This is a genomic window from Nocardiopsis sp. iso_186, from assembly GCF_056173365.1.
The window spans coordinates 4,206,882-4,222,363 of sequence record NZ_CM149670.1 but is presented as its reverse complement, the minus strand read 5'-3'; the positions used below and the strand labels follow the sequence as shown (position 1 = coordinate 4,222,363).

Annotated in this window: 10 protein-coding genes; 3 read left to right on the top strand and 7 right to left on the bottom strand. The window is 67.4% G+C overall.

Annotation, left to right across the window (positions count from 1 at the left end):
• The first annotated feature begins 348 nt into the window (after window positions 1-348).
• Window positions 349-1,920, top strand: coding sequence for an alpha/beta hydrolase (locus AC0VYP_RS18535; protein WP_285757338.1), 1,572 nt, complete (start codon window positions 349-351; stop codon window positions 1,918-1,920).
• A 190-nt stretch (window positions 1,921-2,110) separates the two neighbouring features.
• A complete protein-coding gene (locus tag AC0VYP_RS18530) occupies window positions 2,111-2,956 on the top strand; it encodes a GNAT family N-acetyltransferase (RefSeq protein WP_285757896.1) in 846 nt (281 codons plus the stop codon).
• A gap of 175 nt (window positions 2,957-3,131) precedes the next feature.
• Here AC0VYP_RS18530 and AC0VYP_RS18525 read toward each other — a convergent pair whose 3' ends face one another.
• From AC0VYP_RS18525 to idi, 3 genes are all read right to left on the bottom strand, one after another.
• On the bottom strand, window positions 3,132-3,875 hold the full coding sequence (locus tag AC0VYP_RS18525) for a hypothetical protein (protein WP_475470940.1): 744 nt from the start codon (window positions 3,873-3,875) through the stop codon (window positions 3,132-3,134).
• Between the two features lie 99 nt (window positions 3,876-3,974).
• Window positions 3,975-4,688 carry a Crp/Fnr family transcriptional regulator gene (locus AC0VYP_RS18520; RefSeq protein ID WP_475470938.1) on the bottom strand — a complete coding sequence of 238 codons (714 nt, stop codon included), beginning with the start codon at window positions 4,686-4,688 and terminating at the stop codon, window positions 3,975-3,977.
• 553 nt (window positions 4,689-5,241) lie between these two features.
• A complete protein-coding gene (idi, locus tag AC0VYP_RS18515; protein ID WP_285757335.1) occupies window positions 5,242-5,796 on the bottom strand; it encodes an isopentenyl-diphosphate Delta-isomerase in 555 nt (184 codons plus the stop codon).
• 896 nt (window positions 5,797-6,692) lie between these two features.
• Here idi and AC0VYP_RS18510 point away from each other — a divergent pair.
• Window positions 6,693-7,181, top strand: coding sequence for an ATP-binding protein (locus AC0VYP_RS18510; protein WP_285757334.1), 489 nt, complete (start codon window positions 6,693-6,695; stop codon window positions 7,179-7,181).
• 97 nt (window positions 7,182-7,278) lie between these two features.
• Here the strand turns inward: AC0VYP_RS18510 and AC0VYP_RS18505 are convergent, their stop codons facing one another.
• The 4 genes from AC0VYP_RS18505 to hisS form a co-directional block, all read right to left on the bottom strand.
• Entirely contained in the window at window positions 7,279-8,097 is an 819-nt protein-coding gene (locus AC0VYP_RS18505) for an AMP-binding protein (protein WP_285757895.1), read from the bottom strand.
• 553 nt (window positions 8,098-8,650) lie between these two features.
• Window positions 8,651-11,068: a tetratricopeptide repeat protein gene (locus tag AC0VYP_RS18500; protein ID WP_475470935.1), complete on the bottom strand. Its 2,418-nt coding sequence runs from the start codon at window positions 11,066-11,068 to the stop codon at window positions 8,651-8,653.
• Window positions 11,069-11,320: 252 nt separating this feature from the next.
• The gene (locus AC0VYP_RS18495; protein WP_475470934.1) at window positions 11,321-13,789 is read right to left on the bottom strand and encodes an ATP-binding protein; all 2,469 of its coding nucleotides are present in this window, start codon (window positions 13,787-13,789) and stop codon (window positions 11,321-11,323) included.
• Between the two features lie 230 nt (window positions 13,790-14,019).
• Window positions 14,020-15,336 (bottom strand): histidine--tRNA ligase, encoded by a 1,317-nt coding sequence (hisS, locus tag AC0VYP_RS18490; RefSeq protein ID WP_285757331.1) that lies wholly within the window; start codon window positions 15,334-15,336, stop codon window positions 14,020-14,022.
• Window positions 15,337-15,482 lie beyond the last annotated feature (146 nt).

The following is a 15,482-nucleotide window of genomic DNA, read 5'->3' as shown; positions in this document are numbered from 1 at the left end:
AGCCGATCCGCTGTCGGGCATCCGCGGACAGGCGCTGCGCTCCGGCGCCCGCCTCCACGGCAAGCCGTTACTCCCCACCACGAGTTGACCGCACCCGGCGCGATGCCGTCGAAGGAGCGCTGGAGAGACTGCGCTCCAGCGCTCGCTACTCGGGCGGAGCAGGTCGTGGGGTGCGTGCTCGAATGAGGCTACGGCGGTCGGCACATCATCGATGGTCGGTGGCCGTAGCCGGATTCGTTTCCGGCGATGATTTGCCGTGGGCGGACAGGCCGTCGTGTCGCTTCACCGAATGAGCGCTGTTTACGGAGAGAATTCGTCTGATCACGAATCACGTGAAAGGCGGAGGGTGTGCGGCGAGGCGCGGGCGGGGCGGTCGGGGCGGTCACGGTGGGGACGCTGCTTGCCGCGGGGTTGGCGGCCGGGCCGGCGGTCGCACAGGAGAAGCTTGAGTGGGCGGTATGTGCCGATCTCGAACCGCGCGGCGACATCCAACCCGAGTGCTCCTCGCTGGCCGTGCCGATGCAGCGCGGCGGTTCCGGGGCCACGGAAACCGTGACACTGGCGCTGTCCAGAGTGCCGGCCCGGGCCGAGCGAGCCGGAACCCTGGTGGTCAACCCCGGTGGACCGGGAAGCCCGGGACGGGACTGGGCGGCCATCGTCGCCCAAGGGCTGCCCGACGATCTGCGCGAGTCCTACGACGTGGTGAGCTTCGACCCCCGCGGTGTGGGAGCCTCCACCCCCGCCGTCCAGTGCGACCCCCGCTATTTCGAGGCGGCGCGCCCCAGTTCGGTGCCTGCCGACGCCTCGGCAGAGAAAACCCTGCTGAACCGGGTCGCCGTGTACGCCGAGGCCTGCCGTGAGCGCAACGGTGCGCTGCTGAGCCACATCCGCACCGTGGACAGCGCCCACGACATCGAGTCGATCCGCACCGCACTGGGAGTCGAACGCATCGACTACCTCGGATACTCCTACGGCACCTACCTGGGCGGCGTCTACGCCACGCTCTACCCCGACAGCGTGCGCCGCATCGTCCTCGACAGCGTGGTCAATCCCGACAACCCCTGGTACGGGAGCAATCTGCTGCAAAGCCGTTCACTGGACGCGGCAGCGCGCAACTTCTTCGGCTGGATCGCCCGGTACGACGCCGACTACCGGTTGGGCACCACAGGCCAGCAGGTCGCCGAACGCTACTACTCGGCCCGCGACGACCTGGCCGCCCAGCCCCTGGACGGGATTGTCGGCGCCACGGAATTTGAGAACATCTTCCTGCCCGCCACCTACGCCAGCACCTACTGGCCCTCCCTTGCACAGACTCTCTCCGCCTACGTCCGCGGCGCAGATGCCAAGCCCCTGCTCTCGATGCACGAGAAACTCGGCGAAGACGCCGATTCCGATCCCAGCCACGGTGCGTACCTGGCCACCCAGTGCTCCGACGCGCGTTGGCCGCGTGACTGGGCGACCTGGCGCACCGATGCCCGACGATTGCACGACGAGGCGCCGTTCATGGCCTGGAACAATACTTGGTACAACGGTCCCTGTATGTTCTGGCCGGTCAAGGGCGGCCCGTGGTTCCAGGTGGACGGCCGGTCCGTCGCGAGTGCACTGATCGTCCAAGCCACGGAGGACGGACCGACTCCCGTCGCGGGCGCATACGCGATGCACGCGCGCTTCCCCTCGTCCCGGTTGATCATCGAACAGGGGGGCGTCACCCACGGCGTCTCCTTCGGGGACAACGCCTGTGTGGACCTGGCTGTGGCCGCCTATCTGCGTGAGGGAACGCTGCCCGCGGCCGGTGGTGGTTCCAACGGGGCCGACCTCACCTGCGCGCCCCCACCCCAGCCCCAGCCGCGTCGTCCCGAGAACGCGCAGGCAGACCCCGACCGGGGGATCCCCGGTCTCGACCACCGCCTCGGGGCATGATCCCCGACGGGCGCGGACTACCCTGGAACGGCCGGGGACAGTTGGCGCGAGTGGACACAGAGGATGGCCGACGCCCAGCCATAAACCGTCAGAAGCGGGCGTTTTCCGACGTCCGGTGGATACGATTGGGTCGAGAGGCGCCGGGATCTCCTGCCGCCTCTGGCGGACGCTCCCAGGTGAGGTGATGCGGGTGCTGCGGACCTCGCCGGTACGTGTGCTCGGTGAAGGCGACAGTGCCGCCGTGCACGCCCTGCTCGATGCCGACCCCGTCGGCAATGTCTTCGTCAGTTCACGACTGCGCGCTGCCGGGCTGAACCCCGGCCGGCTCGGCGGTGAGCTCTGGGGGTACGTCGAGCACGGCTCCATCACCGCATTGTGCTACGCCGGAGCCAACCTCGTCCCGGTCAATGCCGGCCCCGATGCCGTCAGGCACTTTGCCGGCCACGCCCGTTGGCAGGGACGGCGCTGTTCTTCCATCGTCGGACCGGTTGCTGCCGTCACCGACCTGTGGCAGCGCCTCGGCCCGTACTGGGGGCCGGCCCGGGTCATCCGGACCCGCCAGCCGGTGCTCGAGGCGGAGCAGATTCCCGCTGCGGTCGTCCCGGACCCGTTGGTGCGCCGGGTGCGCATGAGCGAGCTCGGCATCCTGCTTCCTGCCTGCGTGGCGATGTTCACCGAGGAGGTCGGGGTCCCTCCCGACTCCGGTGACGGCGGTGCGCTGTACCGTGCACGGGTCGAGGAGCTGGTCCGGATGGGACGCGCGTTCGCCCGGATCGAAGACGGCAGGGTCGTGTTCAAGGCAGAGGTGGGGGCGGCGACACCGCACGTCTGCCAGGTACAGGGCGTCTGGGTCCATCCCGACCTGCGCGGACGCGGACACTCCGTGGCGGGGATGGCCGCGGTCGTCCAGGCGGCGCGTGCCGAGATCGCGCCCCGGGTCACCCTCTACGTCAACGACTTCAACACCCCGGCGCGCGCGGTCTACCAGAAAGTGGGATTCCGCGAGGTCGGGGAGGTCATGTCGATCCTCTTCTGACCCGGACGACGGTTCCTGCCGCACCTGCGGCCGTCCGGGATGACGCGGGTCCCGTCCACTTCTCCCCGCGTCATCCCGGTTCCACCCGCGCCCGTCACCTGCCCGTGCGGACGCGGACGGGGGAGCCGGATCCTGGCCGCGTCCGAGCGGTGGACCGGCCCCCGTCTGGGGGCGCTCAGCCGGCGCTGTCGCCGGTACCGCCGTTGACGGTCACCGTCCCGTAGTTGTAGCGCACGTGGGCCTGGGGGCCGGTGTTGGTGATCCGGGGCGGCCACCAACGCATCTGGTCGGGGGAGAAGTCCTGGTAGGGAGGGGCCGCTTGGACACGGGGGTGTGCGGTGGGCACGTGCACCCAGGCGCGGGTGCGGAAGCGCTTGTCCTCGTCGCTGACCTCGACCGGGGTGAACTCCCTGCTGTAAAGGTCGTAATCCCCCTGGTCAACGACGTCGGTGTAGATGGAGTCGGAGACGGTCAGGACGAAGTTGACTTCGGGGTTGTCGCGCAGCGCACGCTTCGCGGCGGCGGAGTCGCGCAGCCGGCAGACCGAGACCACCGCAGCACCTGCGTAGCCGTTGGCGCCCAGCGATACGTTGCCCTGATCGAAGGCCACCCGTAGCCGCAGCCGGGACTCGTCTTTCAGATCGGCGTTGTGGTGGTAGAGGGCCATGGCGAGCTCGTGGGTGAAGTAGGCGATCACCCGCGCCTCCTCTATCCCCGGTTGGAGCAGCGCGAGTTCGCCGTCGCCCTGTGCCTGCACCTCCCAGCAGGATCGGTCCAGATTGGCGTTTTCGCAGACCAGATCCATGATCCTGATCAGCCATTCCTGAATTTCGCTCTGGGAGCGACGGTTGCGTCCGCTGTATGCTTCGGCGTCCACGGCCAGGCACATCCGACGGATGGCGGGGGTCGGATACTCCATCCGGAACCTCGTTTCTTGCAGGGGTGGTGCGCGGTGGGCAGGCGCGTGGGGGTGCCCGCACCCACCGTCGCGCGAAACGCGAGTTGAGATCCCGTATTGCTACGGTCTTGTCGAAATGTTCTCCGGAGGGTCGGCACACTCCCGTAGCCGGGGGAGGTCGAGCACGATGTAGTTGCGGTAGCCGACGCTGATCACGCCGTGCTTGCGTAGTTCGGCCAGGGCCTTGTGCACTGCCGGTTCGGAGGCGGCCACGATCGCGGCGAGTTCGGGTTGGGTGAGTGGGATCCCGATGGAGACGCCTCCCTGAGCGGGACGCCCGTGGTCGGCGAGGATGCGCAGGAGCGCCCGGGCCACCCGGACCGGCACTTCCTGGCTGCTGAAGTTGACGATCTTGTCGGTGGCCGATCGCAGTTTTCCCGCGATCGAGGCATTGACGATCTTGACCGCGGCCGGGGTGCGTTCAAGGAAAGCCTCGAACTCGGAGAAGCCCAGCACGCGGGTGGAGATGGCGCCGATCGCGACGACACGGGCCATGCGCGGGCTGGCGTCCATGCCGGCGAGTTCGCCCACCAGGTCGCCGCGTGAGCGTACCGCCAGCAGGATGGTGCGTCCGGTGTCGGACTCGCTGATGATCTTCACGTGTCCGTTGGTCAGAACGAACAGGTGGGTGCTGAGCTCTCCCTGGCGCAGCAGGACTTGGCCTGCGGCGAACTCGCGCCGGGTGCCAAGGGAGAGTAGTTCGTCGCGCTGAGGGGCGGTGAGCCTGCCGACGACGCTGTTGTCGGGCCAAGCGCGGGAGCCATCGAGCCGCATCGTCCAGGTTTCCGTGTCGCGGATGCAGAGTGCTGCTGGGAGGGGGACCTCGACGTTGCCGTGTCCCGGAGAGTGGGCCTAGCCATTCCCCGAAAACGGTTGCCCGAAAACGGCGAGGGGTGGAATGAAGGTTACCTTCTTCTCAAGAAGGATAAGGGCGACAAACCTGCCGTTGGTGACAGGGAGGCGTATCGATGGCGATTGGGTGACACGACGCGCAAGGACGGGGCAGGTCGCCCGGCCCGCCCCCGCTTCCACAATCGGCGGGCTTCCGGTCCCTTTGGTGCGACAGCCCCATGAACAGGTCGATTGTTCGCATCCGATGGGCCCGGGTGTCCCCACCTGCGACGGCCGGCTCGCCTGCGCGGCTCGGTCAGAGGAGGGGACTCCCTGCTGTGCTGAAGACCGGGCGATTCGATTCTGCGCACACCCTCCCACGCGACGCGTCGCGATCGCATGTGGTGGCCGGTCCTGTCGCGCCGGCCCGGGGACTCTCGACGGTCGTGGTCCGGACGTCTGCTGGATCGGTCACGCGGATGGGAAACGTGCTGCTCTAGACCTTCCAGCGGTTTTGGGCGGCTGTGTCCAGCAACGGGACCTGGATGGCAGCCCACGGACTGATGGACCAGGGGGCTTCCTCGGCGAGACGGGCCAGGCCGGTCCAGGACACCCAGCGGTACTCGGCTACCTCGTCGGGGTCGGGGAGCGGGTCGTTACCGGCGACTGCTGTGTAGACCGGACAGAACTCGTTTTCCACGATGCCTTCCGCCGACACCGCCCGGTAGCGGAAATCCGGCAGTACCAGTCGAACGGATTCGAGTTCGAGGCCCAGTTCGGTCCGGGCGCGGCGATACACCGCGGCAGTACGGTCCTCACCCGGTGCAGGGTGTCCGCAGAAGCTGTTGGTCCACACGCCGGGCCAGGTCTTCTTGCAGAGGGCTCGCCGGGTGACCAGGATCCGGTCCTGCGCATCCCGTACGTAACAGGAGAAGGCTAGGTGCAGTGGAGTCTGGCCGGTATGCACGGTGGCCTTGTCGGCCTCGCCGATGGGGGACAGGTCTTCGCTCAACAGGACGACCTGCTCGCGTGGTGCGGTTGTGGCGGTCAATCTACTCGTGCCTCTCGCTCGGGTCACTCGGGGGTGGCCGCGTCCTTGTCCTGCGGCCTTCCTCCAATCTCTACCCGACTCACCGGCCCGCCCTCATGACAACGGCCGAACAGGCGGTGTTCAGGGGCAGCCCGTGCTGCGTGAGCGGGAGGGCGGACCTGTTGTCGCCGGTGGCCGCTCTGGGGCCGGGAAGCCCCGGGCGGCCCTCGAATCGGTGCCCCTGCTTGTCTTGAGCCCGGTTCTCGGGCGAACGGCCCAAGGCCGATCGCCCACAGGTTTTTCTGTGGCCGCGCAGGTCCGAGTGGTTTCTTGGGGCCCAGGCCGGGGACGGCCGGCAGTGGGAAGGGCCGGGGCCGGTTGGCCCGCAATCGCGACACGCCCGGTAGCGGCTTGCCGCGGGCCGATTCGGTGCCAGCGGTCGCGGCGGGAACGCCGATGCCGGACAGGGAGCGGGTGAGCAGCAGCGACGGGGCGTTCTTTCCGCTCCCGTCCTTACCGACGAACGCGTTCTTCCCTAGTAGCCTTTCAGGTGTTACCGAGACAGTTGGTGCCCGAGTGATCCACGAGTCGTGGGTTCTATGACAATGGTTACCGTTCCCGGAATGCATTCGGTCGGCTGTTCGGTCTCGATTGTGTCGCGACAGTGCGTCGTGCAGGCCCCGTCAGTCGGACCCCAGTCGGCAGATGTCCTGAGTTCGCAGTTCACGAGGGAGGATTCGTGGGCGGTAGACGCGTCCTTTGTCTTATTGCGAGAGGACACATGACGGCCTTTTGTGGGGCTGCCGTACCACTGGCGACGTCGATGTGTTGTGCTGTCGGGGTGCCTTTTGCCAAGGAGATCCGCGAGGCGCCCGGGCGGGTGTCCGAGGGCGGGTTGTGATGGGAGTGATATGGGGATGACCGACTCGCAGCGGTTGCGCGCGTGCGACGCTGCCGACCCCTACGACGCGCCCGCCATCGACACCAGCGAGCTCACCGGGTCGGCCACCGACCACACCGTGTGGAGCTGTATCGGCAACCTCACCGCGGTCCGCTCGATCCGGGCACGGGTCCGGGAATTCCTCGAACGCGCCAATTACCCCGAAGCGATCCTGGACGACGCGGAGCTCGCGGTCAGCGAGCTCGCGACCAACGCGCTTCTGCACTCCCGTTCCGGCCAGATCGGCGGAGTGATGACACTGTTCATCCGGGTGAGTCCGGGCTGTGTCCGCATCGCTGTTGCCGACCAGGGGGACAAGGACCCGGATGAGGTCGCGGTCGTCACCCGGGAGGACGAGGGCGAGCACGGCCGGGGCAAGCTCATCATCGAGGACTGCACCTCGCGCAACGGTGAATACCGCACAGAGGCCACCCACGTCTCCTGGTTCGAGATCGACCTCGTCTAGCCGGCCGCAAGCCGTTGAGCGAACCGCTTCCCCGGCCATATCGGGAGCGGCGGCCCCACCGTCCGCGCAGCCGTGGTCCGGCAGGTCCGTGTGGAGATCAGTGGATCCGGCAGGGAAAGGGGTAGCCGCGAATGGTCGCCTCCGCGTGTGCCAGCTCCGCCCCGGTGGCAGCGTTTTCCCCCGGGGCCAGTGCGACCACCGACGCCCCCCGCCACAAAGCCACCGCGGCGAGGACACAACGGTCGAACTCGGTCATCCCGTTCTCGATAGCCACCACGTCCGTCGGGGTCGGGTTCAATTCAGTGCAGAGCCGGCGGAAGTGCCCCATCAGGTCGCGGTACGAATGCGTCACGGTGCGCAGGCGCCCGCCGGGAAGTGCCGCGTACCCCAGCAAGCCGCTGTTGAACAGGCCGTGGGTCGGGTCGTAGGCACTTCGGCTGCGCGTCGGACGCAACAGCTCGTCGAAGGGCGTGGTCTCCTCGGCACTGCCGAACGCCACGACCTGACGGACCCGAGAGCGTTCGGAGAGCACCAGAGCCAGTGATGCCAGCTCCGGACTGACCATGATCATCCGTGCGTCGGTTTCCACCAGCACCTCGGCAAGGGTATCGATGTCGGAGGTGAGTTCGAGCGGAAGTGCGATACCGCCTACTGCCATCGCGGTGTAGATCCCGGTGAGCCGATCGGTGGAGACCGGGGCCAGTACGGCCAGTACGTCGTCCGGGCGCAGTCCGCGACGACTCAACCCGGTCGCAGCCTGCTGGACCGTCTCGGCGAAATCTGTGGCGCTGGTGCTCGTGCCTTCGTGGTCGCTCACCCGGTTGCGGAAGCCGTCGTGACGGAGCCGCTCCAACAGGCCACCGGTCAGCGAGCCGATCGGAGTCGAGCCGCCACACAGGAACTCGGCGGGGTCCATCTGAGACACGTCCTGTAGTCGGTTGACCTCCACGAAATCCCCCGATCGTCCAGATGATGACCGCTGGCCGGGCTCGTCACGCCCCCTCCACGTGGCGAGCCCGGAACGCCGTGGCGGTCAGCGCCGCGGGACCTTCCCCTCAAAAGGCACCCGCGGCCGCTCAAGCCCCAGTCGTGTCCCGTTCGGACCATGGCCGTTCGCTCCGTCGCCCCCGATGAAAACGGAGCGAGGCGCTGGCCGTTAAGCCAGTTCCGGCTGGTTCAAAACAGGGTTTCGCTGGGTTTCCGCGCCTTAGGCGCATGAGTTCGCTCCGAGTCGGACTTCGCTTCGCGAAGCGCCTTGAGGCGAACTCATGGCTATGAGATTAGCGCGCTCAAGCCCGTTTGCACATGCATTCACGTGTGCAGCTGCATATGTAAATTCGGGCCCGTAGCGTATGTAGAAACACTTTTCCCAGTTCACAGGTGCTAAAGCGCGTGTTTGTAGTTTTTCGGTGGCCTGACCGATCATGGATCAGAGCCCCGGATCGCCGTATGGGAAGCGATCCGGGGCCTCAGGCGTGCGGTTGCCGCTCCGTGATCCACGCCGCGATCTGAGTGCGGGAATTGAACCCCAACTTGGTGTGGATATTGGCGACATGGCGAGCCACCGTGGTCGGAGTGATAAACAGGGTTTCGGCAACCGACCGGTTGCTCATCCCCGAACCGATCAGCAGCGCTATCTCATGTTCGCGGGGGGTCAAAACGGTGGAACGGGGCGGTTGCTCCACGGCGGAAGAGCGCGGTGATCTGCCGGTCTCGGCCAAATGCAGTGCAAGTTCCACTGCCTCGTCCACTTCCAGGCCGCGCCCTTTCTCCCAGAGCGCGGCGAGCGGGCCGTCTGAGGGCCGGATCGTCGCCGCGCTGGGGGGATACCCCGAGCGCTCCCGCATCCCGGCTGCCGCCCCGGCCAGTTTCGCCGCATCCTCGACCATGCCCTGACGTTCTGCGATCGTGGCGATGGCGAGCATCCCCCGCGCCACGCCCAGCCGCTGGCCGGTGCTTTGGCACAGGGTGAGACTTTCACTGAGGTAGTCGTACGCCTGGGCCGTGGCGCCCTGAAGAGCGGCGATCCGCCCCACGCCGGCCAGGCAGCGTGCCAGTTCCGGAGCTCCGCCGATGGCACGCTGGATGTCCAGCGCCTCGCGGAAGCAGCGGTCCGCGCCGAACAGGTCGCCGCGTGCCTCCGCCACCATCCCCTGGCCGAGGAGTGTGCGGCCCACGCCCCACCGGTGGTCGATCCCGCGCAGAATGGCCAACGCGGAATCGTAGTGTGCGTTGGCGGAGTCGAAGTCGCCTTCCAGGCCGGCGAGCGCTCCTTGAGTACCGCGGGCGATGCCCTCGTTCCAGGGATCACCGACCGATCGGGTCAACTCGACGACCTCGGCCAGGCGTTCTCTGGCGCTGTCGAAGTCCCTGCCGCGCATGTCGGTCATCGCCAGAATGTTCAGGGCCAGTGCGACCGATGCCGAGTCGTCCGACGCGCGGCAGCGTCGCAACCCCTCCTCGCCGATCCGGGCAGCATGGGCGTGGTCCTGCTGGTCCCAGGCCAATTCGGCCCGGCGCACCATTGCCTGCCCGCGCAGCCCCTCGTCGCCGCTGTCCATGGCCAGGAAGCGGTCGGTCCAATAGGCGCCCTCGGCTCGCTGCCCGGCGGCCATCCAGTACGGGCGCAGCGCCACGCACAGCCGCAGGCCCTCGGCCGCGTTGTCCCGGACGGCCGACCAGCTCAACGCTGCACGCAGATTGTCGTAGTCGGCCATCACCCGATGCCAGACATCGAATCTTTGCGGCCAGGCCATTCCAGAGCCGCGCACGGTGTTGTCGGCCAGTTCCTCGGCCAGCAGCAGCATCTGGTCGCGGTGCCGCAGCCGCAGGACGCGCTCTTCGCCCGACTCGCCCAGTTGAACGGCGGCGTAGTGCCGGATGGTTTCGAGCAGCCGGTAGCGCATGCGCCCTTGGTGTTCGCCGGCCACTGTTACCAGTGAGCGGTCCACCAGCGAGACGATCAGGTCCAGGATCTCCTCACGAGGGAGGGACTCGTCCCCGCAGACCCGTTCGGCCAGTTCGAGGTTCCAGCTGGAGAACACCGAGAGCCGCCGCAGGAGAATCTGCTCCGACTCCCCGAGCATTCCGTGGCTCCAGTCGATGACCGCGCGCAGTGTCTGCTGCCGTACCGGAGCGCCGCGGTGGCCGCTGGTCAAGAATTTGAAGCGATCGCCGAGCCGCTGCGCAATCTGTGCGACCGAAAGCAGTCGGACGCGCGCCGCGGCCAGTTCGATGCCCAACGGAATACCGTCCAGACCGCGGCAGATGTCACTGATGTGCTCCAGGCGTTCCGGAGTCACGGTGAAGTCGTGGGAGCTCGCGCGGGCCCGTTCCACGAAAAGGCGGACCGACTCGGTGCACAGAGGGTCGGCCTCACCGGGGCGGGGGACACCGAGCGGGGGCACCCGCCACACGGTCTCCCCCGGAACGCGAGTCGGCTCACGGCTGGTGACCAGGAAAGACACTTCCGTGCAGATGTCGAGCAGCCCGGAGACGACCGCGGCGACGTCGGTGATCACATGCTCGCAGTTGTCCAGGACGAGCAGCAGCCGGCGTGGTCGCAGCACATCGGCCAGCGTCTGCTCCAGTTCGCGCTCGTTCTCCTCGCTGACGCCAATGGCCGTGGCGATACGGGTGACGATCTCCTCCCGGGTGGTGACGTCTGTGAGTTCGCACAACCACACCCCGTCCCGGAATTCGGCCGTCGCCTGTGCGGCTATCCGCAGCGCCAGTCGTGTTTTGCCGATTCCTCCGACTCCGCACAGGGTCAGGACCCGATTGGCCTCGATCAGTCGGAGTAGGTCACTTAGGTCACGCTCACGTCCCACGAAGCTGTTGAGTTCCAATGGCAGGTTCTGCCGGGCCGGTGCGGTGTGTGCTGCCATGGCCTCCGCGCGATCGGGCGGTCGGGGCACGCGACCCCTGCTCGGGAACGCGCGATGCGGACGGAAAACGGGCGAAATGGAGAACGGGGCCGGAATTCCTTGAGACCTGTCTTAGTAGCTGTTCCGGGAGTGTGCAACCGGAACGACAGTTTTGGCTGCTAACGATGTCGGCCCGAAATCCTGGGAGCGGTCCGCTCGCTCTCAGAAAAGCGACTGAAATTCGCATTCTTGTCGATGGGTTTTCCAGTGGCCTCACCCCGGCTCGGACGGCGTTTCGCTGAGGGCCAGCCAAGCCCCCAGCTCGGCACGCGAGGAAATGCGCAACTTGTTGAAGATGTTGGCGACGTGGCGGGCCGCGGTCGCCTGGCTGATGACCAGGTCGTCGCCGATCGCACGGTTGGACAGCCCAGCGCCGGCCAGCCGTGCGACCTGCCATTCCCGCCGGGTCAGCGCGCCTTTCGCCTCGGTCGCGCCGGGCAGTGGGAGCACTTCGGCCAGTACCTTCTCCAGTTCCAGCTCGCGTCCCCGCGACCACTCCGCGGAGGCGGCGTTCGCCCCCAGACTCTTCTCCGCGCTTTCTCGCAGCTGCGCGGTCGCACGCGGTTCCCGGCCGAGGCCAAGACGCAACGCCTCGGCCTGGCCGCCCAGCAGCGCGGCCCGCTGGGGCAGCGTTTCGGTCACCGCGAGCCACGCCAGATTCTCCAGTGCACGGGCCACTGCCAGCCGTCGCCCCGACTCCACGCTCATCCGTACCCCCTCGGCGAGGTGCAGCCACGCCTGGCGGGGATTGCCGCGCGCCGCGGCCAGGCGGCCCAGCCCGCCAAGGCAACGGGCGATGTCCAAGGCGGACCCCAGGTCCGTGAACAGGGCAAGCGCTCTGTCCAAGTGCTTCTCGGCGGTCGGATGGTCTCCTTGGTGGACGGCCAACAGCCCCAACCCGCTGTTGCACCGTCCCGCGGTCCACTCGTCGCCGGTCTCCCGAGCGATTCGCAGCGCCCCCGTGAGCCACCGTTTTGCGGCCTCCCGGTCTCCGACGGCGTTCGCCAGCAGCGCGCTGGCCCCCATCGCCGTCATCTCCAGGGACCGGTCGCCGAGCCGCCGACCGATCTCCAGGCACTCCGCGGCCTGGGCGGCACCACGTTCGGGCTCTCCCCGGCGCAGCGACACAACGGCCAACGAGGCAAGGCCCAGTCCCCGTACGGCCTCGTCGCCCACCTCACCGGCCAGCCGCACGCCTTCCTCGCTACTGTGCCCCGCGCTGTCGGCGTAGTCCAGATCCAGCGACAATTCGCCGTACAGCACCAGGGCACGTGCGCGCAGTCCCGGCGGGACGCTGTCCCCGGCGGCTTTCAACAGGGCACCCACCAGAGCGGAGCCCTCGGCGCACAGATTGCGCACGAACCAGTAGCTGCGCAGGGCAATGCAGATATTCAGTGCCTGGTCGATCTTGTCGTGCTCCAGGGCCCACAACAGCACCGAACGCATGTTCTCCCGGCCCGCACCGATCCGGCGTAGCAGGCGCAGGCGTTCCTCCCACGGGGCACCCGTGTTCATCCGCGCCGCCGCTTCGGTGAACCAATCGTTCATGTAGTCCAGTACCCGCAGGTGGTAGGACTCTTCCTCGCCGCTGGCCCGCAGCCGCTCCGCTGCATAGACGCGGATCGTGTCCAACATCCGGTATCGGACGACGTCGTTGACCTCCCTGTCCACGACGATCAATGACTTGTCCAGTAGCGAACCGTGCAGCTCCAGTACCTCGTCGGCGGGCCACTCGCCATTGGAGAAGAGGCCCTCGGCCGCGTCCAGTTGCCAGCTGGCGAAGACGGAGAGTCTGCGCAACAGCACTTGCTCGGCATCGGTCAACAGCGCGTGGCTCCACTCGACCACCGAACGAATGGTGCGCTGCCGTGCGGGGAGCTGTTCATCGGCGGAGCTGAGAAGCCGGAAGCGGTCGTCCAGCCGTTCCAGGATCTGTTCGACCGTCAAGACGCGCACCCGTGCAGCGGCCAGTTCGATTGCCAGTGGTACGCCGTCCAAGATCCGGCAGATCGCTACGACGGTGTCAACGTTGTGCGCACTCACCTCGAAATTCGGTCGAGCCCTGCGGGCGCGCACCGAGAATAGCCGGGTCGCTTCGAAGCGCATGGCCTCCTCGACCGCCATCGTCGGACGCGGGGCACGGATGAACGGCCACGGAGTGCTGGGCAGCGTACGCGCCGGCGCCTCGGGATCGGGGACCGACAGCGGCTCGACCCGCCAGATGGTCTCACCCGGGATGCGAAGGGGCTCCCGGCTGGTGGTCAGGATGCGCAGGTGCGGGCAGGTGCTCAACAGCAGGCGGCACAGTTTTGCCAGGGGAGCCACCACCCGTTCGCAAGTGTCCAGCACCAGCAGCAGACGGCGGTCGCGCAGTGCGAGCGGAAGGGCCTCGGAGAGCGTGCGCTCCCTGGTCTCGGTGATGTTCAGCGTATGGGCGATGCAGCGAAGGGCGTGTGTCTCGGTGAGGGCCGCGCTGAGGTCCACGAACGCGGTTCCGTGGGAGAAGGCCTCCGCCTCCTGCTGGGCGACCTGAACGGCCAGTCGGGTCTTGCCGATCCCACCGGCTCCGGTGAGAGTGACGATCTTCGTGTCGCTCAGTAGACGACCGATGTCGGCGACATCCTGCTCCCGGCCGATGAAAGGCGCGTCGAAAGAAAGGGAGAGCTGGCGTTGAGGTGTCATCGCCTCGTCTATTCCGAACTGCTGAGTCGGCGGTGTGGCTGTGCCGCACCGGTTCGACAGCCCGGCGCGAAGATGAGCCCGTGCTGAATTTTTACACGTTAAGTCGGTTGATGTCTGCTCAATGTCCTATATCGGGCGCACTGATGGCACGGTAGCGGTTGTGCGACCGAGAGACACCGACAGAGGAAAACCGGGAGAGCCGGGACGGTTCCGTACTCCCCCGGGCAGGGTCAGCGTGTCCAGACGGTTGGGTCGGCCTCAGCCTGCTCGCCGGTACCCAGGTTCTTCACCTCGTGCGGACGTCCGTCCTCGAAAGGCGGGAACCATACGAACGGGATTCCCTTGCGCGATGCGTACTGGACCTGTTTGCCGATCTTGGCGGCCTGGTGGTAGACCTCGACGTTGAAACCGCGTCCGCGCAGTAGCGCCGCCGTGGTCAACGCAGCCCCGCGTCGCTCGTCGCTGGGGACCGCGACCAGGACGTCGGTCGGGCAGAAACGCCCCTCGCCGATGCGTCCCTCCGCGACCAGCTTGGCGAAGATCCGGGTCAACCCGATGGAGATGCCCACTCCGGGCAGGCTGCGCCGGATGAACTGGCCGGCCAGGTTCTCGTATCGTCCACCGGCGCAGATACTGCCGTAACCGGGATCATCGTCGAAGGCCGCCTCGTAGACGGTGCCGGTGTAGTAGTCCAGGCCGCGCGCGATGGACAGATCCGCCACCACACTGCCCTCGGGGAGGTCGCTCAGCGCGTCCAGGACGTATCCCAGCTCTTCCAGGCCCTCCGACAGCAGCTCGGAGGACACGCCCAGTTTGGCGACCTCCGCCACCACCGATGCGTCGGAGCCGCGGATGAGCGCGAGGTCCAGGCAGGCGCCCGCCTGCTCCGGGGTGAGTCCCGCCTGATCGACCAGGATCGCCCGGACACCATCGGCGCCGATCTTGTGCAGCTTGTCCACGGCGCGGATCACCGCGAGCGGGTCGCCGATGCCCAGTCCCTCGTAGAACCCTTGCAACACCTTGCGGTTGTTGATGCTCAGCGTCCAGGCGGGCAGCTCCAGGCCGGTGAGCACCTCGTGCACGATGCGCGGCAGTTCGGCGTCGAAGTGCATCGGCACACGGTCGATGTTGATCACGTCGATGTCGCACTGGGTGAACTCGCGGAACCGGCCTTCCTGAGGGCGCTCGCCGCGCCAGACACGCTGCATCTGGTAGCGCTTGAACGGGAACACCAGGTCGTTGAAGTGCTGGGCCACGTACCGCGCGAAAGGGACCGTGAGATCGAAGTGCAGCCCCAGCCGCGCATCACTGTCGTCGCGTTCGTCGGCCTGGAGCCTGTTCAGGGTGTAGACCTCCTGGGAGGTCTCTCCCTTCGACATCAGCACGTCGAGTGCCTCGACGGACGGGGTCTCCACCGAGGAGAACCCGTAGCGTTCGAAGCCGGCGCGGATATGGTCCAGCCAGCGCTGCTCCACCGACCGGATCTGAGGCGACCACTCCGGGAAGCCGCTGATGGGTGTTGGACGAACGATGCGCTGATCGGACATGGGTTGGGTCGGCTCCTTGCCAAGGACCTCGAAGTGAAGCGTGCGGTCCAATCGTAGGCCCTGGCGGCGGGCGCGCTCCAACAAGCCGCTACCCCGGTTGCGGTACGGCCGTCCAGGGCACCCGTGGAACGGGCTGCCCGGCCACG